The sequence below is a fragment of the Tenacibaculum sp. SSH1-16 genome (assembly GCF_040104435.1).
Classification (GTDB): domain Bacteria; phylum Bacteroidota; class Bacteroidia; order Flavobacteriales; family Flavobacteriaceae; genus Polaribacter; species Polaribacter mesophilus.
The window spans coordinates 59,873-81,079 of record NZ_JBECOV010000001.1 but is presented as its reverse complement, the minus strand read 5'-3'; the positions used below and the strand labels follow the sequence as shown (position 1 = coordinate 81,079).

Below are 21,207 nucleotides of genomic sequence, written 5' to 3'. Positions count from 1 at the left end.
AAAATGAAGAAAAAAGATACAGCTCCAAAACAAGATGGTGTAACAAGACAACCATTTCCGAACTCCAAAAAAATATATGTTCAAGGAAAAATTCATCCACAGATAAAAGTAGCAATGCGCGAAATTGAATTGAGTGATACTGTGGATTCGATGACTAAAAAAAGAACACCTAATGAGCCAGTTACAGTATACGATACTTCAGGTCCTTATACAGACCCCAATAAAGAGATTAATATTCATAATGGATTAGAACGTATTCGAGAAGAATGGATTATAGAGAGAGGAGATGTAGAAGAATTAAATGAATTTACTTCGAATTATTGTAACGAACGTTTAAATGATAAAAGTTTAGACCATTTACGATTTAACTTAAAGCATAAACCTAAGAGAGCTAAAAAAGGACAAAATGTAACACAGTTACATTATGCAAAAAAAGGAATTATTACCCCCGAGATGGAATATATTGCCATTCGTGAAAACCAGCGAATAGATGAAATGACACGTTTGTCTAAACAACATCCAGGGCAAGATTTCGGAGCAAGTATTCCTACAAAAATTACTCCTGAATTTGTTCGAGAGGAAGTAGCAAAAGGACGTGCAGTTATTCCTTCAAACATCAACCATCCAGAAGCAGAACCTATGATTTTAGGTCGTAATTTCTTGGTGAAAATCAATGCAAATATTGGAAACTCAGCTACCACCTCATCAATAGAAGAAGAAGTAGAAAAAGCAGTTTGGGCATGTCGTTGGGGTGCTGATAATATTATGGATTTATCTACAGGTAAAAATATTCATGAAACTAGAGAGTGGATTATCCGTAATTCACCTGTACCTGTAGGAACCGTACCTATTTATCAAGCTTTAGAGAAAGTAAATGGGATTGCTGAAGACTTAACTTGGGAAATTTTTAGAGATACTTTAATTGAACAAGCTGAGCAAGGAGTAGATTACTTTACGATTCACGCAGGAGTTCGTTTACGTTATGTGCCTATGACGGCAAAACGTATTACAGGGATTGTATCAAGAGGAGGTTCTATCATGGCAAAATGGTGTTTAGCACACCATAAAGAAAGTTTTTTATATACCCATTTCGAAGAAATTTGTGAAATTATGAAGGCTTATGATGTTGCTTTTTCGTTAGGAGATGGTTTACGACCAGGTTGTATTGCCGATGCGAATGATGAAGCGCAATTTGCTGAATTAGAAACGTTAGGGGAGCTAACAAAAATAGCACGTAAACATGAAGTACAATGCTTTATAGAAGGTCCAGGTCACGTGCCAATGCATATGATTAAAGCAAATATGGATAAGCAATTGGAAGCTTGTGATGAAGCTCCGTTTTATACCTTAGGCCCTTTAACTACGGATATTGCTCCAGGATACGACCATATAACTTCAGGAATTGGAGCGGCAATGATTGGTTGGTTTGGTTGTGCCATGTTGTGTTATGTAACACCAAAAGAACATTTAGGGTTACCTAATAAAGAAGATGTACGTACAGGAGTAGTTACTTATAAATTAGCAGCCCATGCAGCGGATTTAGCAAAAGGACATCCGGGAGCGCAACACAGAGATGATGCTTTAAGTAAAGCACGTTTTGAGTTCCGTTGGGAAGATCAATTCAATTTAGGATTGGACCCAGAATTAGCTAGAGAATATCACGATGAGACCTTACCAGCAGAAGGAGCTAAAATTGCACATTTTTGCTCTATGTGTGGGCCAAAATTCTGTTCTATGAAAATATCGCAGGAAGTACGTGACTTTGCAGCAGAAAATAAAGTGGAAGGAGACGAAGTATTTGCAAAAGGAATGGAGGAAAAATCTAAAGAGTTTAAAGACAAAGGTTCAGAAGTTTATCTATAAAACCTAAACTTAGAATTATGAATTACGAGTTGACAATTTCTAAATTCGTAATTCATAATTTAAAATTCACTATATGATTGTTTTAATAGCTCCAGAAAAAGATATTCCAAATGAGATTGAAATCCTTCAACAATTATTTGAAGAAGGATTGGAATATTATCATTTCAGAAAACCTGATAGGAATTACGAGGAGCATGTAGCTTATTTGAATAAGATAGATGAAAAGTATCATGATAGAATAGTTACTCATTATTTTCATAAACTCATTAATGATTTCAACCTAAAAGGAATTCATTTTCAAGAGCAAAAAAGAATTGATGCTTTAGAGAATAGAAGCGAATATTTTATAGGATTAAACATGATAGGAAAAACGATGAGTAGCTCTTTTCATGAACCTTCAGTTCTAGCGAATTGCGACATCGAATTTGATTACCATTTATTAAGTCCTGTTTTCTCTTCTATTTCAAAGAAAGGATACGAAGGAAGAGGTTTTGATGTAAATCATATTGATAAAACCATTATAGGTATGGGCGGAATTAATACTGATACCATTCAAAAAACCTTAGAGTTAGGTTTTCAAGGAATAGGTGTGTTAGGAGGAGTTTGGAATACAGAAACCCCAGTTGAAAGCTTTAAAAATATCAAGCGTCATTACGAGAAGTATATGAAGAAGTAATCTTTTTATCAAAAGAAAGCATATTAATAAAAAATGAAACAACAAGCTTACATACTAACGATTGCAGGATTTGATCCGTCAAGTGGAGCAGGATTGACTTCGGATATTAAAACTTTTGAAGCACATGGGTTATATGGATTATCGGTATGTACAGCAGTTACAGTTCAAAATGACATCGATTTTAAAGACTGTGTTTGGATTGATAAAGAAACCATCATCAATCAAATAGAAACTTTATTTGAACGCTTTGAAATATCAGTAGCAAAAATAGGAATCATCCAATCTTGGAATGTATTATTGGAGGTTATTCAATCACTAAAAAAATACAATTCATCCATAAAAATAGTCTTGGATCCTATTTTAAAAGCCAGCGCTGGATTTGATTTTCATTCTGAAGAGCATATAAAAGTGTTTGAAGAAGTATTGCAACATTGTGATTTTATCACTCCAAATTATGATGAAATCAAAGCTTTGTTTTCTAATAAATCGATTGAAGAAACCATTGAATTCATTTCAGAAAAGACCAATATCTATTTAAAAGGAGGACATAGAGAAGATAAAAAAGGATGGGATGAAGTATATCACAGTAAGATAGTACAATTGAATATTCCACCGAAAGCTACATCCGTTTTTGAAAAGCATGGAAGCGGTTGTGTGTTGTCTTCAGCTTTAGCTTCAAGCATAGCCAAACAACTTTCTTTAGAAGATGCATGTACAAATGCCAAATGGTATACAGAACAATTTTTAAACTCTAATAAAACGCTCTTAGGAGAGCACAACTATACATGATAAGTAAATTACACTATATAACTCAAGGGAAAACTCCAGAAGAGCATTTAGAAAATGTTCAAAGAGCTTGTGCTTCTGGAGCAGAGTGGGTACAACTTCGATTAAAGAATATAGATCCGAAAACTATTTTAGAAACAGCACAAAAAGCGAGAGAAATTACGAGTCATTTTCAAACTCGTTTAATCATAAACGATTATTACAAAGTAGCTAAAGAAATCAAAGCAGATGGAGTTCATTTAGGAAAAACAGATACGTGTCCGTTAAAAGCAAAAGAGTATTTAGGTGATTTATATATCGTAGGAGGAACAGCAAATACTTTAGAAGATTGTAAAATGCTACTAGAGAAAAAAGTAGATTATATTGGTTTAGGTCCTTATCAGTTTACTGAAACTAAAAAGAATTTGAGTCCAGTTTTAGGGACTACTGGCTACCAGATGCTTTTAGAAGAGTTGAAAACAACCACTCCAATAATAGCCATTGGAGGAATTACTATAGAAGACGTATCTGAAGTTATAAACACAGGAGTATATGGAGTCGCTGTTTCAGGAGCAATTACACAAAATTTCAACTCGATTCCTACATTTCATAAAATTTTAAAAGCTCCAAGTACCAATGAACAAGTGTACAAAATAGGAGCGCAATAAATTAGCAATAATGAATACCAACTTAACAATAGCCGATAAAACATTTACCTCACGATTATTTACAGGAACAGGAAAATTCAGTTCCTCACAATTAATGAAAGAGGCTTTGCTAGCATCAGAAAGTGAATTGATAACAGTTGCTTTAAAAAGAGTAGATGTTCAAAATGAAGATGATGATATCTTATCACATTTAAGCCACTCAAGAATCAATTTATTACCAAACACTTCGGGAGTTCGTACAGCAAAAGAAGCAGTGTTTGCAGCTGAATTGTCTAGAGAAGCTTTGGAAACGAATTGGGTAAAATTAGAAATACATCCAGACCCAAGATATTTATTACCTGATCCTATCGAAACCTTAAAAGCTGCGGAAGAATTGGTGAAAAAAGGTTTTGTAGTGATGCCTTACATTCATGCAGATCCGGTTTTATGTAAGCGATTAGAAGAAGTAGGAACGCAATGTGTAATGCCTTTAGGAGCTCCTATTGGAAGTAATAAAGGATTGAAAACGTTAGAGTTTCTAGAAATTATTATAGAACAATCTAATGTTCCAGTAGTTGTTGATGCTGGTATTGGAGCACCTTCTCATGCAGCCTACGCCATGGAATTAGGTGCCGATGCTGTTTTGGTAAACACAGCTATTGCTGTATCACAAAACCCGGTAGCGATGGCACAAGCTTTTAAAATGGCAGTAGAAGCAGGAAGAATGGCATATGAAGCAAAATTAGCTCCCGTAAGAAAACAAGCAGAAGCAAGTAGCCCATTAACGAGTTTTTTAAGTTAGTATAACGTCATTACGAGGAGAAAAGGACGAAGTAATCTGTTTGCTGAGAACCTAAAAAAATAAAGATTTCTTCGCTTCGCTTACAATGACGAATAAAAATTAAAAGATGTGTAAAACATTTACAACCATATTTAATCAGTACAATTGGGATGAAACCTTACAAAGCATTTTCAATAAAACATCCGTTGATGTTGAAAGTGCTTTATCTAAGGATAAACTCGATTTGGAAGATTTTAAAGCGCTCATTTCTCCTGCAGCAAAACCATTTTTAGAGCAAATGGCGCAAAGGAGTCGCATGCTTACTAAAAAGCGATTTGGAAATACCATTCAAATGTATGCTCCAATGTATTTGAGTAACGAGTGTCAGAATATATGTACGTATTGCGGATTCAGTTTTACAAACAAAATTCCGAGAAGAACATTAACCGACGATGAAATATTAAAAGAAGTTGCTTTTTTAAAGAAAAAAGGCTACGATCATATTTTGTTAGTTACTGGGGAAGCTAACAGAACAGTGGGAGTTGATTATATCAAAAACGCGATTCAGCTCATTCGTTCACAATTTTCAAATATTACTATTGAAGTTCAACCTTTAGATCAAGATGAATATGAATTGTTAATTGAGAATGGGTTGTATGCCGTATTGGTATATCAAGAAACCTATCATAAACAAGAGTATAAAAAACATCATCCGAAAGGGAAAAAATCAAACTTTGAGTATCGTTTAGAAACCCCTGATAGATTGGGGAAAGCAGGTGTTCATAAAATAGGATTAGGAGCTTTATTTGGACTGGAAGATTGGCGTGCTGATAGCTTTTTTACAGCATTACACTTAAAATATTTACAAAAAACCTACTGGAAAACGAAGTATTCTATTTCATTTCCACGCTTGAGACCACATTCAGGAGGATTAGAACCCAAAGTAGAAATGACGGATGCAGATTTGGTACAATTAATCTGTGCGTTTAGATTATTAGATGAAGATGTAGAACTGTCAATGTCTACCCGAGAAAGTGAAGTTTTTAGGAATAATATTGTTAATTTAGGGGCAACCTCAATAAGTGCAGAGTCAAAGACAAATCCTGGAGGATATAGTGTTGAACCACAATCGTTAGAGCAATTTGAAATTTCAGACGAACGAAGTACAGAAGAAATTGTACAGATGCTAAAAGGTCAAGGATTAGAAGTAGTTTGGAAAGATTGGGAGCAGTTTGGAAAGATTGGCTTTTAGCTGTTAGCACTTGGTTTTTTGAGGTAATGATTAAGATTGAAAAACAAATAAAAAAGCTATGAGAAATTATCGAAAGTTTGAAGTGTGGAAAAAATCACATGAGCTAGCATTAAAAGTGTACGAGTTAACTAAAGGCTTTCCTAAAGAAGAAATATATGGAATAACCTCACAATTAAGAAGAGCTTCATTATCAGTTCCAACGAATATTGTTGAAGGAGTTAGTAGAAATACAGAAAAAGAATTTGCTTATTTTGTTAATATAGCATCAGGTTCATCAGCTGAGGTTGAGTACCTTCTAGAATTTTCAAGTGAATTGAATTATTTGTCGTACGAAGATCATGAAAATTTAAATAGAGAAATAATTTCAATAAGAAAAATGTTAAATGTATTATACTCAAGGTTAAGAAAATAAAGTTGTAAAATAAATACTAATAGCCAAAAGCGAATAGCTAATAACCAAATGCTAACAAAAGAAGAACAAAAACAATACAACCGTCATTTAATTCTCAATAAAGTAGGAGAAGAGGGGCAATTAAAATTAAAACAATCCAAGGTATTAGTGATAGGGGCTGGTGGATTAGGATGTCCTGTATTACAATATTTAACGGCAGCAGGTATTGGGACGATTGGAATTATTGATGATGATATAGTAGATCAAAGTAATTTACAGCGTCAAGTTTTATATACGATAGATGATATAGGAAAGTCTAAAGCGGAAACAGCAGTAAATCGTTTGTCAAAGTTAAACCCTTTTGTTCAGTTTCATGTATATAAAGAAAAATTAACTAATCAGAATGCTATTTCATTATTTGAGAAATATGATGTAATTGTAGATGGTAGCGATAATTTTGAAACACGCTATTTAACCAACGATGCAGCGGTATTAACACAAAAGCCATTGGTGTATGGGGCTATTTTTAAGTTTGAAGGACAAGTAAGTGTTTTTAATTATAAGGGAAGTGCTACGTATCGATGTTTATATCCAACACCACCCAAACCAGAAGAATCACCCAATTGTTCAGAAATTGGTGTGATAGGTGTATTACCCGGAATCATAGGAAGCTTACAAGCCAATGAAACTATTAAAATTATTTGTGGAATAGGAGAGGTGTTAGCTAATAAATTATTGATGTATGATACGTTAAGCATGCGTCAAATGATATTAAAGTTTGAAAAGACCGATAAAGCTGAGGTTATTGAATTAGATAACGATTATGAATTCTTTTGCGGAATAAAAACAGCTACTCACGAGATAACTCTAGAGGAGTTACAAAATAATCTAACATCCTATAATTTATTAGATGTTCGTGAAGATTGGGAACGAGAGCAGCACCATATTGGAGGACAACATATCCCTTTAGGAGAGCTTGCTCAACGATATGATGAAATAAATACCGAAAAACCTGTAATAGTGTACTGTAAATCAGGAGTACGTAGCCAACGTGCAATTGATTTTTTAGAACAGCAATTTGACAGCATTACTTTTCTAAATTTAAAGAATGGACTGGGGTAGTAATTTATTAAAGCTAAAAAGTTCAAAAAGCTGATTTCTCTTAATACAAATAAAACTTGATAAAAAACAGGAAAGAATGCTACGCAATCTTTGTCCCGTTTTTAACAGCACGTTCAGTAGTTAACAAAGTAACCTCTTTACCATCACCTAAACCACCTAATACAAGGCATTCACTCATCATATTAGCAATTTGTTTTTTAGGAAAGTTTACCACAGCAACCACTTGTTTTCCTATCAAATCTTCAGGTTGATACAATTTAGTGATTTGTGCTGAGGTTTTTTTAATTCCGTAATCACCAAAATCAACCTGCATTTTATAGGCAGGATTTTTAACCTCTTTAAAAACCTCGGCAGAAATGATCGTACCAATACGCATTTCTACCTTTGTAAAGTCGTTCCAAGTGAGGGTTTTATCTTCCATATGTCTGTAAATTATACCAGTTAGGTATTTATAGTTGTTTAAAAATAAAATTTTATTAAGTGCCCATTATGAGCTCCATAATTTAGTTGTTTTCTAGCAATCGTTTTGCTGCAGTAAACGGTGTCGTTTTCCCATTTTCTAGTTTTGCAATTTCCTGCTGCAATAATTCTTTAATTTTAGGATTGTTATAAAAATTGTTTTTTAATTGTTGATTGATGGTTTCTAACAACCAATAATTATTTTGTTCATCTCTTTTCTGTTGAAAGTAGCCTGATTTTTTCACTAAACCCATGTACTCTTCAATCATAGCATAGATAGCATCAATTCCTTGATGATGCAATGCACTAGCTAATAAAACTTTAGGTTGCCAATCACTTTCCTTAGCAGGATATAAGTGTAAAGCTCTGTTAAATTCTACTTTCGCTAGTTTAGCATTTTTTTCATTACCGCTATCTGCTTTGTTAATCACAATCGCATCCGCCATTTCAATAATTCCACGTTTAATACCTTGTAATTCGTCACCAGCACCTGCCAATTTCAATAATAAAAAGAAATCAGTCATAGAATGTACAGCCGTTTCTGATTGTCCAACACCTACCGTTTCAATAATGATTGTATCAAAACCAGCTGCTTCACATAAAATAATACTTTCACGTGTTTTTTGAGCAACGCCACCTAACGAAGTTCCAGAAGGAGAAGGGCGTATAAAAGCATTTTCATCAGTTACTAATTCCTCCATACGTGTTTTATCACCTAAAATACTCCCTTTGTTAATAGAACTACTTGGATCTACCGCCAAAACAGCTACTTTTTTACCTAAAGAAGTTAAATGCTTACCAAAAGCCTCAATAAACGTACTTTTTCCTACACCTGGAACACCTGTAATTCCAATTCTAACCGATTTATTGGCATGCGGTAAACAAGCTTCTAAAATTTCATTGGCTTGTTGTTGGTGTTTTGGATTCGTACTTTCCACTAACGTAATAGCTCTACTTAAAAAAGGAATATTACCAGCAACTATTTGAGTAACAAATTCTTTGGTTGAGGTAGTTTTTCTTCTGTTACGTTTTATTTTTTCTGCAGATGATTTACTGGTGGTTTCAGGCTGAGAAACCCCGTCTTTTTCAGAGAGTGCAGATGTGTCTTTGTCGGTCATTATGTAGGTAAAACAAAATAATAACGTAAATTTAGAAATAAAAATGCAGGAAAATGCAACGCGGTAGAAAAAGTCTCGTATTTAGGGTAAGAAATCAAGAATGAAATCAACTAAACAGTTACATCAATCGGTAATAGATGCCTGTAGAAGCAATGATGCAAAAGCACAAATGCAATTGTATGATTTGTATTGTGATGCCATGTATACAGTGGCGTTACGGTATGTAAAAGATTCTTTTATAGCGGAAGATGTAATGCAAGAAGCATTTGTAAAAGCATTTAAAAATATTGATTCATATAAAGAAGGAGTAGCGTTTGGTGCTTGGTTAAAAAGAATCGTTATCAATCAAAGTATTGATTATTTAAAGAAGAGAAAATTAGAACTGGTTTCTATTAACGAAGAAATTACCACAGTAGCAGATGATGATAATTGGAATGTAGCCGCTACGATATCGTATCAAGAAATTGTAAACTGCATTCAGCAATTAAAAGAAAAGTATAGAGTTGTGTTGACTCTGTTTTTATTAGAAGGGTATGATCATGGAGAGATTTCGCAAATATTAGGAATTTCGGAAGTGAGTTCGAGAACACATTTATTAAGAGGAAAAAGACAAGTGCAAGAACAATTAAAAGCAGTACACCATGTCTAAAGATATTAGAGAAATACTAAAAAACAATGTTGAAAACACCGAGAGGTTATCAACAAATCACAGACAGCGTTTTCAACAAAAGTTGATGGATGAATTGCATTCAACACCATCAACAAAAAAATCATATCAGTGGTTGTATATAGCAGCATCCATTGTGTTGTTGGTGAGTTTGGGAATTCAGTTTTACCCAACTAATACTGTAAATCCAATAATAACTGAGCTTCCAAAAGAAACTCAAAATCAAATTAGTTTAGGAACCATATCTCCTGAGTTAAAAACGGTGGAAGATTACTATGTAAATACCATTAATTACGAACTAAGTCAGTTAGAATTAACTGAAGATAATAAAGAACTTTTTGATGGTTATTTAATTAAAATAGGAGAATTAACCAAAGAATATAAATCGTTAACCGAAGAGCTCAATACAAAAGGAATTAACGATGATACTATCAATGCATTGATTGGAAACCTGCAATTACGTTTACAGCTGTTAAAACGTATGCAAAAACAATTACAAGAATTTAAAAATCCAACTCAAAATGACATTCAAAAAATTTAAAATCAGTGTTTTTTTACTGTTAGTAACTGGCGTTGTATCTGCACAGAAATACGATAAAAAGTTTAGTGAAAATTTTAAAACAAGTAAAGACGTAGTAGTTAATATCAATGCATCTAATGCAGATGTAGATGTAACTACATGGAATAAAAATGAAGTTTCAGTAGAAGCAGTTGTAGAAGTTGAAGGGCTAGATAAAAAAGAAGCTCAAAAATATTTAGACAACTGGAAATTTGAAGCCTTAGGGAATAAAAGTAAGGTACAAATTAATGCCAATAGAAATAGTTTTAGAATAGGAAGAGACAATATTGTATTCTTCAATTCATCAGACAATAATTACCCAAGAGTATTTGAGTATGATACAGAAAGTGAGGTTGTAGTAATACCAGAAATACCAGAGGTAAGTATCCCAGAAATGCCTGAGATGCCAGAAATGCCTGAAATTGAAATTCCAGAAATTAATTTTGAAAAGTTATTTCAAGATGTGGATTTTGATGTAGAGGAAATGTTTGAAAACGAAGAGCTTGTCAGGTTTAAGTGGAAAGATGGCAAACATAATGTAAATATAACCTCAAAAGAAGAATGGGAGGAATTTAAGAAAACGGAAGCATTTAAAGAATATCTTAAGAATAATAAAAATTCTAAAACAAAGATGTTTTTCTCAAAAAACCATCAAGTTCTCAATGAAAAAAAATTAAGAGACGAACTAAAAAGAGTTAAAAGTGAGCTTAAAAAAATTGACAGAGAAAAAATTCAAAAACAATTAGCAAAAGCGAGAGTGGAAATGCATAAGGTTAGAGAAGAAATGAAAAAAAATCACAGGAATTATTCTTTTTCTTCTGGCAGTAATAATCTTATGATTAATGGGAAAAAAGTAAAAATCACAAAGAAGATTACGATAAAAGTTCCAAAATCGGCAACGTTTGACTTGAATACACGACACTGTAAAGTAAAACTACCAAAAACTAAAGCTTCAGGAAAGGTTAGTTATGGAACTTTTAAAGCTGACGCACTTGACGGTGGAAAATTAAATATTTCATTTTCACCAGTAAACATAAATTCATTAAACGCTTGTACGTTGTTCTTAAATAATGTAACCGATGCTCAATTAGCATCGGTTACCAATACAACCGTAAACTCTAATTCATCAGGATTGGTAGTAAACAATGTTTATAGCAATGTTGAAGTAAATAATAAGTTTGGAAACTTAACCATAACCAAAGTACACCCTAGTCATGATAATTTAAAAGTACTTTTAAGTTATTCAGATGCTGGGGTTGATTTAGCAGGGATAAACAAAAAATTCGATATTCAGAGTAATAAGATTAAGAAACTAAAAGATGGAAGTGTAGAATATAATGGAGAGTTTATTTTGATTTCAAACGATAAGAAAATAGAAATAGACGGTAAATACAGCCAATTAAAAGTTAAAAACCAATAAGAAATACAAACAAAATTACTTTTTATTTCTACAAAATTGCTGCCAAATTCTTTTTCTATATTCTTTATAAAGTGCCTATATTAGCGATTGCAAATAGTCATTTTTACTATGGAATTATACAAAGAAAATCAACTTAAAATATATAACTCTTTAACCAAATCAAAAGAGCTTTTTAAACCAGTAACAGAAGGACGCGTAGGAATGTATGTATGTGGTCCTACAGTATATAGCAACGCCCATTTAGGAAACGTACGAACTTTTATGTTTTTTGATGTGGTGTATCGTTATTTATTACACCTTGGATACAAGGTGCGTTATGTACGTAACATTACGGATGCTGGTCACTTAGAAAACGATGCAGATGAAGGAGAAGACAGAATTGCAAAGAAAGCACGACTAGAGGAAATTGAACCGATGGAAGTAGTGCAACGTTATACAGTTGATTTCCATAATGTATTAAACAACTATAATTTTTTACCGCCAAGTATAGAGCCTACTGCTACAGGTCATATTGTAGAGCAGATTGAAATGATTAAAGAAATCATGGAAAAAGGTTTTGCTTATGAAGTAAACGGTTCGGTATATTTTGATGTGTTAAAATATAACGAAACAGGCAACTATGGAATTCTTTCTGGTAGAAAATTTGAAGATGCTATTCATAACACAAGAGCGTTAGACGGACAGTCAGATAAGAGAAATCCGCAAGACTTTGCTCTTTGGAAAAAAGCCGATGATCGTCATATCATGCGTTGGCCTTCACCTTGGAGTGATGGTTTCCCAGGTTGGCATTTAGAATGTTCAGTAATGAGTACAAAGTACTTAGGTGAACAGTTTGATATTCATGGTGGAGGAATGGATTTAAAATTCCCGCATCATGAGTGTGAAATTGCACAATCGCAAACGTGTAGCGGTGTAAAACCAGTAAATTACTGGATGCACACCAATATGTTATTGTTGAACAGTCAAAAAATGGCAAAATCAACAGGGAACTTTATTTTACCAAATGAAATTTTAACGGGAGAAAATAACATTTTAGGAAAACCTTTTTCAGCAAGTGTGGTTCGTTTTTTCAATATGCAAGCTAACTATAGAAGCATTTTAGACTTTTCTGGAGAAGCGTTAGAAGCTGCTGAAAAAGGACATGCGAAATTAATGGAAGCTGTAGATTTCTTAAGTAAAATTGAAGCAGGTACTACTTCTACATTTGATGTGCAAAAATGGAAACAAGATTGCTACGATGCCATGAATGATGATTTTAATACACCAATATTAATATCACATTTATTTGAAGCAGTAAAAGTTATCAATCAAATAAAAGAAGGAAAGGCAAGTTTAACTACCGATGACTTAGAAGTGTTTAAAAATACAATCAATGCGTTTGTTTTTGATGTATTAGGATTAATGAATGAAACTTCAGAAGGAAATAATTCAGACAAACTAAGTGGTGTAGTTGAAATGTTAATTAGCATGCGTAAAGAAGCACGTGAAAATAAAGATTGGGCATTATCTGATGAAATTCGTGATAGATTACTGGAATTAGGTATTCAATTAAAAGACGGTAGAGAAGGAACAACGTTTACAGTTAACTAATTGAAAAAAATACTAACATATCCGTTTATATTACTAGTTCGATTTTATCAAACAGCCATATCTCCGTTTACACCAGCAACATGTAGATATTCACCAACGTGTTCAAGCTACACAATTGAAGCGTTACAAAAACACGGATTGTTTTACGGTGGTTGGTTGGCATTGAAAAGAATTTTCAGTTGTCACCCTTGGGGAGGAAGCGGTTACGATCCTGTTCCAGAGAAAAAAGAAAAATAATAATTGTCATTGAGGAGTTTATTAAGAAGTAATCTTAAGATTATTTCATTTTAACTTGTCTTAATTGACAGCCGAAAGGTTCACAATGAAACAAAAACTAAATTAAAGTAGATGAATTTTTTATCCATAGTGTGGGATTGGAACCCAGAAATAATAAATTTAGGAGGTTTTGGTATTCGTTGGTACAGTTTAATGTTTGTAGCAGCGTTTATTTTAGGACTTCGATTAATGAAAAAGATTTACATTAACGATAACATTGCTGTTGAAAAACTAGATCCGTTATTTATGTACGTATTCGTTTCTATGTTAATAGGAATGCGTTTAGGAGATGTATTCTTTTACAGTTGGGATTATTACCAAAACCATTTACTAGAAATCATATTACCATTTAAAAAACAAGAAGGAGCTTCGGCTTTATTCGGATTGTTAGATGGATGGAAATTTACAGGATTTACAGGGTTTGCAAGTCACGGAGCAGCAATAGCAATTCCAATAGCTATGTACTTTTACGCAAAGAAACACTTACAAAAACCATGGTTGTTTATTTTAGATAGATTAGGAATTATGGTAGCCTTAGCAGGATTTTTTATCCGTTTCGGAAACTTCTTTAATTCTGAAATTTACGGAAAACCAACAGGTAGCAGCTTTGGTGTAATCTTTAAAAGAGCAGGAGAGACGGTACCACGTCATCCAACCCAATTATACGAAGCATTTAGTTATTTAGTACTATTCTTTGCTTTATGGTATTTCTATTGGAAAACAGACAAGAAAAACCAAACAGGATTTTTATTCGGACTGTTTATGGTTGTGTTATGGACGTTACGTTTTGTAATAGAGTTCTTAAAAGAGGCACAAGTAGAAGGAAGAGAAGATTGGGTATTCAATACATTAAACACAGGTCAGGTGTTAAGTATTCCACTAGTGTTAATCGGTTTTTGGTTAATGTTTAGAAAAACCAAAGCAACAACATAAAAACAATAAAAAAACTCCAAGGTTATTCTTGGAGTTTTTTGTTTATGAGAAAAAAGTTTTAAGCTTTTATTTTTGCTAACTCTTGCTTTTTAGCATTAATTTCATTTTCAATTTTTAACAAGCGATTTTCAATCTTACTGATAATAGCTTGTTTTCTTTCAATACTTTCTTTAGAAGTAGAAGCATCTTGCTTAGCCTCTTCTAATTTAGATTTCATTTTAGCTAAACCTTCCTTACCACTAATTAAAATTTCTTCGTTAATGCTAATATCATCTTCAAGGTCACTTATTAACGTGTTTTTCTCTTTACTAATGTTTTTCTCCTTAGCTTTAATTTGGTTACTTAATTGCTTCAATTTTTCTTCCTCTAAACGTAAAGCCTCTTGTTCTTTTAAATAAGCAAGCTCTTTGGCTTTTCTTTCTTCGTCTAACTTCTTACGGGCCTCTTCAAGTTTTTGTTTTTGTAAAAGAACTTCTTTCTGTTCGTCACTTATATTATCTTCATATACCACAAGACCAGTACTTACAGTAGTAGTTTTAGCTTCCTCTTTTTCCTCAGCTCTCTTAGCTTCTTCTTTTTTAAGTTTTCTAGCTAACTTTCTTTCAAGAGACGCTAAGTCTTTTTTATGTAAATCAATTTGATTATTTAACTTGCTTAACCTTTGTTGCATATTAGCAACAATTTTTTCTTTTCTTTCTACCTCTTGTTTTGTAGCTTTTTTACTTGTTTTAAAACGCTCTAAATTTCCTTTTACACGTTTTAAAGCACCAACGCCACTAACTAAAATTTCTTCATTAGCGCTAATTTGATTTTTCTTGTTTTTTACTTGAGCTTTTAAAGTTTTAATGTCATCTTGAGCATTTACTTGTTGCCAAGTAAGCGTTAAGAATAAAGTTAAAGAGACTAGGAATCTTAGTGTTTTCATTTTAATTTTATGGTATTAAGTTTTTGTTTTTTTCGGGGCGCAAAAGTATGGCTAAATGCGAAAAAAAAATAACTTTTCATCATGTTTTTTATCATGTTTTTCAGGATACTAAAAACATAATGTTTTGACTCACATAAAATTTGATATGAATAAATAGCTTAACAACACTTATTCGTGATGATAAGGCTCGTTACGAAGAATGGTAAACCCACGATAAATTTGTTCGACAATAAATAAACGAATCATTTGATGAGAAAACGTCATTTTAGAGAGTGATAACTTTCCTTGTGCTTTTTTATATACAGCCTCAGAAAAACCATACGGACCTCCAATTACCAGTACCAGTTGCTTAATACCAGAGTTCATTTTCTTTTGTAAGTATTGTGAAAACTCTACAGAAGTATACTGTTTTCCTTTATCGTCTAATAAAACTAATTGATCAGTAGGTTGTAGTTTAGACAGAATTAACTCTCCTTCTTTTTCTTTTTGTTGCGCCTCGCTTAGGTTTTTAACGTTTTTAATATCTGGAATAATCTCCAACTCAAACTTTACGTAATGTTTTAAGCGGTTTTGGTATTCGTCAATTAATTGCTGCAACTGTTTATTGTCAGTTTTGCCTATGGCGAGTAGTTTTATTTTCATATGGCAAAATTACGAATGTTTGACAAATTTTATAGAGATAGCTTTTAGGTTAAAAAACTAGCTTTAATAGCGGTATGTAATAAGCTACTAAAACAAGTTTTTGCCATCGTAAAAAGTGGTTTACCTTATGACGCAAATTATAAAAGTACGTTGGTTTAAAAAAGTATAAAATTTACTTGTTTTTTATCGTAGTTAGTTTTGTTTTACTTTTTATTAATATTTATACTATTACCTTCTTTATCATAAAGCATCTTTTTTATAATTTTCCCTTCTTGGTTGTACTCAATTTTTGACTTCAGTTTTTCATTCTTATAATAAGCTCGCCAAACTCCAACTTTTGTAAAATAATCAGTACCTAAATAGCTACCAGTTTCCATAATATTTCCATTAGGGTAAAAACTAGTATGTGTACCTATCTTATTTCCTTTTTCATCAAATTCCTTTTCTTGATATATAGTTCCGTTATCATAGTATATAATTAATTTGCCAATAAAATCACCTACATCATTATATTTAGCATCAAGTCGTAACTGACTATTTTTGTAGTATTCAGTATTCTTTTGAATTATGCCTTTTTCAGTATATTCTTCTTTTGATTTAATTTGACCATTGCTCCAATAATTTATCCAATTTCCAACGGGCTTATTTTCTTTGTAAACTCCAGTGGATTGTAACTGTCCGTTTTTATAGTAACTCTCGTAGTTTCCATCCATTTCGTAAAGTCCCTTACCAGAGTAGCTACATGTAGTTTGAATTTGTCCGTTTTTATAATAAAGAACAAAAGTACCTTTAGGTTTTCCATTTTTATCAAAATTAATTATAGAGTTTATAGAGCCGTCTTTTCTGTAATATGTCCACTTACCATACGCTACTCCTTCACTATTTTTAAAACCTTCAGATTTTTTACTTCCATTGTCAAAATAATCAATGTAATTTTGAGCACTTATAGTACTCATCGATACTAAAAAAAGCACGAAAAAAAAGGGTATATATTTTTTTTTAAGGTTCATTATTTAAATGATTATAAAGGTTTTATTTGTTTTGATGCTATTAAATTTAGCAAATTCACACAAAATTAAAAAACTGAAAGGATTTTAAGAAATAAGATAAAACAAGCAATTATTTATATTTGTTGCACAGGTAGATATTCTATTTAAAGTTCAAGTACAAGAATAATATTGTTGATACAGACTGAAATGATTCTTTGCTAACAGGAGATATATTTATTACGGTTTTTTCATTTTTAAAAGTTTCCTTACTCTTTAGAATTTTCAGTTACTCTTCATTTCCAGTAGTTTGCTGATCTCTATTTGTTTGTAACATGTTTTAAGCAAGTAAAAACCGAATAGAAAATCCGCGAGGTTTTTTGTATGTAGGTGAGGTCTAGTAATGAATTATAAAAATTTTTGTAAAACGTTCTTTATTCTTCATCAATTTCCGACATTCGTTCGTTTATAAACTCAAAAAAATCAATTTCTCCCGATATTTCCCAAACTTCATGATCCCAATCAACTGTTGAGTTTCCATTGTTTTTATAAAAGCATTGTGTATTACCAGCACCATCAGGGAAAAATTCAAGTAAATCGTTAAATGAATAACCATCTGGCTTTACATTTTGTTCTTTGCAAATTGGATTCATCATTTCTGCCATAACTTTAATATCCTCATTTGCCATTATATAATTAGCTTCGTAGATTTCTCCAAATCCATTATGGATTTTATAAAAAGCTTTTAAGTCATTCGGAATATTCCAATTATATGTTTTTAGATTTTTATTTGGTTCAGCATTTAAAAGAGATTCACCTCCAGTATATACTCTGTAGTAATCCCTATCATCATAGAGTTTCATATCAAGTAAATAATGTAAATGCCAAGTATTTTCTTTTTTTTCTGCAAAAATGAATTTACACCTCTCTTTTAAAGAAGAAATCAAATTTGGTACTTTCTTAGAAATTGGTTTAAAGTTTTCAGTAATGAATTCCGTATTCGTTTTGTCGTTTAAATTTGACCAAGGGCAGTCTTTTGGTAATTTTCCAAGCTTGTGAAAGTTTGAGCTGTTTTTTGATTCAAATACAAGTTTAATACCATTAAAACCATATTTATTTATAATTTCGTTTTCTAAATTAGTCGTTCGTATGAATTCTAAATTAAATTCTTTTTCAGAATCTCTTTTTAGTTCGTTTCTATATATATCTTTTAATTCCGAAGTCAAATTTTTATAGGTTTTCTTTTTATTATTCTGACTATTCGCTCCCAAAAAAGACAATATTCCCATTATTAAAATTATATGTTTCAATGTTTCTCTCAAATGTTATACAGTGTTAGCCACAGTTTTATTTTATTTTCTCGGTTGTAGAATCGGTTACATTTGAATTTTGAAAATCAAAAAATGCTTTAAAGCTTTTAGAAAATCCGAAATGATAAATAGCAATTGAATAAACGAAGGTCATCACAATCAATGGGATTTTATTAATAAATGGCCTATCTATTGTAAATAGAGTAGGTAATATAATTAATAATCCCAAGGAAAATAAAATCACTGAAATAACTTTAGCCCATTTTTTTCCTTTATAAACCAGAATTAAAAGTACGATTGTTAATGAAAATCTTATTAATTGTTGGATAAGTTTTTTTGACTCAATTTCTGGTCTTACAGAGTGATAAAAATATATTGTGTGAATTGAAACTAATAAAATACTTATTGAAATTAGTATCGTTCTTTTTTTTCCAATTTTAGTCGATTCGTTCATTTTTTGGTTTAATTGTGGCTAACTCATTTTATATCGAACTTCAATTTTTTACCCCAACAAAAGCATGTGATATTATAAATCTTAGCAATTTTTTACGTTATCAAATATATAAAACTAACACCTTATCTAAGGTAAATTTATTAACGAATTACTCTTATTTGTCTCTTAATCTCCCTACTAAAACAAATTTCTTATAACCAATATATTTCTGTCCATTAGAGTCTTTTCCAATAAAATACCAAAGTCCTGTTTTTGTATCACTGTATATGTAATCGCTAGTTGTCCAGTTATTTTTGTCAGAATAAGTTTCGCCTAACTTTAAAATCCCGTTTTCACAAGAATACCATTTTGAAAATTCAGATTTATTAAAAGGTCTACCGAAAATTGTATTTGAATCCCATTCATTATTAATGTAATTATAACCTCCAAATTCAACTATTTCCAACTCTTTATTTTTGGTTTTAACTGATGTTTCATAATTCCAAACATACTTCATTCGATTCGGTTTAGACCCATTATATAATTCGGCGTAAATAGTGTCTTTCGAATGAGTTACAATGATTCCCTTTTCATATTTTTTTAATATTTCGGGAATATTTTGACCAAATGTAAGCTGAGTTAATAAGAAGAGTAGGGTTAGAAATATATAACTTTTCATATTTATTCAAGTTTGTAAACTTTGGCTGAATAATAATCAACTTTCATAATACATTTTTTTGAATAGCCAGCATAACCAAAGTATCCATTAAATGTCACATATAAATTTGTGCCTTTAATTTCATAAAGGTCACCATCACCATCAGTTAATTCAATTTTATAATCTCCCTTATCAACATTTGTTTTGACATAAATATATTCAATTTCATCACCATCTTCATCTAAAGTTTCATCATCTAATTCTACTTTTTTATAAAATTCATCAACTGTGTAACTGTCCAGGTCTTCTGGATTTTGTCCAAATGAAAGATTTGAAATAATAATTAAAGTGAACAATGTAAATATTTTCTTCATATTTTTTGTGATTTTCAGAAGTAGGCGAGAACAAGCAATTAGTTATAGCCATTGTTGTGCAACGTTTTTTTATTCAATTTTAGCCATTGGTATGGCACATATCTGGTTCGTAATATGACTTACTAAAAGGTAAATAAATTGATTCGGACAAGAACTTACTGCTTCTTGAATAAGAGCTTGATATTTACCTTTTAATATTTCGTTATTTAATGTTGGTCTGTATCTTGCGACTGTTCCAATATAATACCCAAAAGCTAAAGTTGCTGACAAACGATGCATACGACTTGGTTCCAAATTCAAATAATTTCTGTAACCACTTCTGATTATCATTTGATTTATTCTTAAAGGCATAATGTCAGCACAAATTCTTTTATAAGCTCGTCTGTGACTTATATCTGAATTGCAAGTGTAATTAAATATCAGTTTTGAACGGAAGTATTTTTTTCCACTATCAGCATTACATTCAATTGGATATAGTTTTTCTTTAAAAACATTTTTTAAAAGCTTGTCAGTCTTCATTATTTTGTCAAACTTCTTTTCGTATGCCAGCGTGTAATATATTCTATTTCGATTTTTGTTTGTTCGAATTGTTATGTCAATTGGTAAATGTTTTCTTTTAGTGCTAGGAAATAAATTTAATGCATATCCAATTTCGTGAACTTCTGGTAGTTCTCTTAGTATTTCATCAAGCTTAATAAATTGGTTAGCATTATTTATTTCTATACCTATCGTTTTCGCAAATTCGTGAAATATTGATATACCTTGATTTCCAACACTTGTTAATTTCAGTTGCGTTTTTTGGTCAGATGGAAGAGACAATCCGTGATGTTCCATTTTAGTCTCTAAATCATATCCTCTAACGAGTAAGAAAGATTTTACTAGATTAATAAATGTATAATAAATTAAAGTACCTCTTGAAGGCATTTTAGCTTGTTTTGAAGAATTATAAAATCCCTCAGATAATTCAGCGAAGTATTTTGCCTTAATGAGTAAATTACGTTGCTTTCCGTGGTCTCTTTTGATTCGTTTAATTTTGGTGTCCAACCAAGCTTGTAAGTAACTGAATGGGTCAGAAGTTAAAATAAATGGTGCACCTGAATCGTTATGAAATGGAAAGTATTTCACAGCCTTAAAATCTCTTCTTACTTGTTCTCCTAATTCATCTTCGATTGGTGTCATTAATTTTCGGTTGGTTTTAAATGTTGCACAACTCGTTATATACCAAGTTTTAGTTCTTTTATCCCGATAAAAACATGGGATATCATAAAGTATAGATTTTTTTATACACTGTCAAATATATCAAAACCAACACTTTATTAAAAGTAAAGTTATTGTTATTTGTTAATTAATTATAAAAGCT

General features: G+C 31.7%; 24 protein-coding genes and 1 pseudogene. 15 read left to right on the top strand and 10 right to left on the bottom strand.

The features are described from left to right. Positions 1-3 precede the first annotated feature (3 nt). The 8 genes from thiC (at position 4) to moeB (ending at position 7,497) form a co-directional block, all read left to right on the top strand. On the top strand, positions 4-1,863 hold the full coding sequence (gene thiC / locus ABMY20_RS00440) for a phosphomethylpyrimidine synthase ThiC (RefSeq protein ID WP_047789807.1): 1,860 nt from the start codon (positions 4-6) through the stop codon (positions 1,861-1,863). 73 nt (positions 1,864-1,936) lie between these two features. Beyond that, complete coding sequence (locus ABMY20_RS00435; RefSeq protein ID WP_349264355.1) at positions 1,937-2,539, top strand: thiamine phosphate synthase; 603 nt, start codon at positions 1,937-1,939, stop codon at positions 2,537-2,539. A gap of 33 nt (positions 2,540-2,572) precedes the next feature. Beyond that, the gene (locus ABMY20_RS00430; protein WP_349264354.1) at positions 2,573-3,328 is read left to right on the top strand and encodes a hydroxymethylpyrimidine/phosphomethylpyrimidine kinase; all 756 of its coding nucleotides are present in this window, start codon (positions 2,573-2,575) and stop codon (positions 3,326-3,328) included. Next, a complete protein-coding gene (gene thiE, locus ABMY20_RS00425) occupies positions 3,325-3,972 on the top strand; it encodes a thiamine phosphate synthase (RefSeq protein ID WP_281979650.1) in 648 nt (215 codons plus the stop codon). The genes ABMY20_RS00430 and thiE overlap by 4 nt, the downstream gene beginning before the upstream one ends. Before the next feature lie 10 nt (positions 3,973-3,982). Further along, the gene (locus tag ABMY20_RS00420) at positions 3,983-4,753 is read left to right on the top strand and encodes a thiazole synthase (protein WP_047789803.1); all 771 of its coding nucleotides are present in this window, start codon (positions 3,983-3,985) and stop codon (positions 4,751-4,753) included. Between the two features lie 106 nt (positions 4,754-4,859). Next, positions 4,860-5,984 carry a 2-iminoacetate synthase ThiH gene (gene thiH / locus ABMY20_RS00415; protein WP_047789802.1) on the top strand — a complete coding sequence of 375 codons (1,125 nt, stop codon included), beginning with the start codon at positions 4,860-4,862 and terminating at the stop codon, positions 5,982-5,984. A 58-nt stretch (positions 5,985-6,042) separates the two neighbouring features. Beyond that, positions 6,043-6,396 carry a four helix bundle protein gene (locus ABMY20_RS00410; protein WP_349264353.1) on the top strand — a complete coding sequence of 118 codons (354 nt, stop codon included), beginning with the start codon at positions 6,043-6,045 and terminating at the stop codon, positions 6,394-6,396. Positions 6,397-6,444: 48 nt separating this feature from the next. Then, entirely contained in the window at positions 6,445-7,497 is a 1,053-nt protein-coding gene (moeB, locus tag ABMY20_RS00405; RefSeq protein WP_349264352.1) for a molybdopterin-synthase adenylyltransferase MoeB, read from the top strand. Between the two features lie 79 nt (positions 7,498-7,576). On the opposite strand, the gene ABMY20_RS00400 is transcribed toward moeB, so the two are convergent. Continuing rightward, the gene (locus ABMY20_RS00400) at positions 7,577-7,918 is read right to left on the bottom strand and encodes a tRNA-binding protein (RefSeq protein WP_349264351.1); all 342 of its coding nucleotides are present in this window, start codon (positions 7,916-7,918) and stop codon (positions 7,577-7,579) included. A gap of 82 nt (positions 7,919-8,000) precedes the next feature. Further along, a complete protein-coding gene (meaB, locus tag ABMY20_RS00395) occupies positions 8,001-9,074 on the bottom strand; it encodes a methylmalonyl Co-A mutase-associated GTPase MeaB (RefSeq protein WP_047789788.1) in 1,074 nt (357 codons plus the stop codon). A gap of 100 nt (positions 9,075-9,174) precedes the next feature. Between meaB and ABMY20_RS00390 the strand changes: the two genes are divergently transcribed. From ABMY20_RS00390 to lgt, 6 genes are all read left to right on the top strand, one after another. Beyond that, positions 9,175-9,723, top strand: a complete 549-nt coding sequence (locus tag ABMY20_RS00390; RefSeq protein WP_349264350.1) for an RNA polymerase sigma factor — start codon at positions 9,175-9,177, stop codon at positions 9,721-9,723. Continuing rightward, positions 9,716-10,282 (top strand): hypothetical protein, encoded by a 567-nt coding sequence (locus ABMY20_RS00385; RefSeq protein WP_349264349.1) that lies wholly within the window; start codon positions 9,716-9,718, stop codon positions 10,280-10,282. Before ABMY20_RS00390 ends, ABMY20_RS00385 begins: the two co-directional genes overlap by 8 nt. Continuing rightward, complete coding sequence (locus ABMY20_RS00380; protein WP_349264348.1) at positions 10,263-11,720, top strand: hypothetical protein; 1,458 nt, start codon at positions 10,263-10,265, stop codon at positions 11,718-11,720. Before ABMY20_RS00385 ends, ABMY20_RS00380 begins: the two co-directional genes overlap by 20 nt. A 108-nt stretch (positions 11,721-11,828) precedes the next feature. Further along, the gene (cysS, locus tag ABMY20_RS00375; protein WP_073181391.1) at positions 11,829-13,310 is read left to right on the top strand and encodes a cysteine--tRNA ligase; all 1,482 of its coding nucleotides are present in this window, start codon (positions 11,829-11,831) and stop codon (positions 13,308-13,310) included. Further along, the gene (gene yidD, locus ABMY20_RS00370) at positions 13,311-13,547 is read left to right on the top strand and encodes a membrane protein insertion efficiency factor YidD (protein WP_073181389.1); all 237 of its coding nucleotides are present in this window, start codon (positions 13,311-13,313) and stop codon (positions 13,545-13,547) included. A gap of 111 nt (positions 13,548-13,658) precedes the next feature. Then, the gene (gene lgt / locus ABMY20_RS00365; protein WP_159490069.1) at positions 13,659-14,519 is read left to right on the top strand and encodes a prolipoprotein diacylglyceryl transferase; all 861 of its coding nucleotides are present in this window, start codon (positions 13,659-13,661) and stop codon (positions 14,517-14,519) included. Between the two features lie 58 nt (positions 14,520-14,577). Here lgt and ABMY20_RS00360 read toward each other — a convergent pair whose 3' ends face one another. Together ABMY20_RS00360 and rlmH are read right to left on the bottom strand one after the other, a co-directional pair. Beyond that, positions 14,578-15,444, bottom strand: a complete 867-nt coding sequence (locus ABMY20_RS00360) for a hypothetical protein (RefSeq protein WP_349264347.1) — start codon at positions 15,442-15,444, stop codon at positions 14,578-14,580. A gap of 168 nt (positions 15,445-15,612) precedes the next feature. Next, the gene (rlmH, locus tag ABMY20_RS00355) at positions 15,613-16,086 is read right to left on the bottom strand and encodes a 23S rRNA (pseudouridine(1915)-N(3))-methyltransferase RlmH (RefSeq protein ID WP_159490073.1); all 474 of its coding nucleotides are present in this window, start codon (positions 16,084-16,086) and stop codon (positions 15,613-15,615) included. Between the two features lie 51 nt (positions 16,087-16,137). Here rlmH and ABMY20_RS00350 point away from each other — a divergent pair. Next, positions 16,138-16,245, top strand: a pseudogene (locus ABMY20_RS00350) (IS110 family transposase); the annotation flags it as partial. Between the two features lie 44 nt (positions 16,246-16,289). Here the strand turns inward: ABMY20_RS00350 and ABMY20_RS00345 are convergent. The 6 genes from ABMY20_RS00345 to ABMY20_RS00320 all read right to left on the bottom strand — a co-directional run bounded on the left by ABMY20_RS00345 (position 16,290) and on the right by ABMY20_RS00320 (position 21,026). Further along, entirely contained in the window at positions 16,290-17,042 is a 753-nt protein-coding gene (locus tag ABMY20_RS00345; protein WP_349264346.1) for a hypothetical protein, read from the bottom strand. 464 nt (positions 17,043-17,506) lie between these two features. Continuing rightward, a complete protein-coding gene (locus tag ABMY20_RS00340) occupies positions 17,507-18,361 on the bottom strand; it encodes an SMI1/KNR4 family protein (protein ID WP_349264345.1) in 855 nt (284 codons plus the stop codon). 58 nt (positions 18,362-18,419) lie between these two features. Beyond that, complete coding sequence (locus ABMY20_RS00335) at positions 18,420-18,836, bottom strand: hypothetical protein (RefSeq protein ID WP_349264344.1); 417 nt, start codon at positions 18,834-18,836, stop codon at positions 18,420-18,422. A gap of 154 nt (positions 18,837-18,990) precedes the next feature. Then, on the bottom strand, positions 18,991-19,494 hold the full coding sequence (locus ABMY20_RS00330) for a hypothetical protein (RefSeq protein WP_349264343.1): 504 nt from the start codon (positions 19,492-19,494) through the stop codon (positions 18,991-18,993). 2 nt (positions 19,495-19,496) lie between these two features. After that, entirely contained in the window at positions 19,497-19,847 is a 351-nt protein-coding gene (locus tag ABMY20_RS00325; protein ID WP_349264342.1) for a hypothetical protein, read from the bottom strand. Between the two features lie 69 nt (positions 19,848-19,916). Next, positions 19,917-21,026, bottom strand: a complete 1,110-nt coding sequence (locus ABMY20_RS00320) for a YaaC family protein (protein ID WP_349264341.1) — start codon at positions 21,024-21,026, stop codon at positions 19,917-19,919. Positions 21,027-21,207 lie beyond the last annotated feature (181 nt).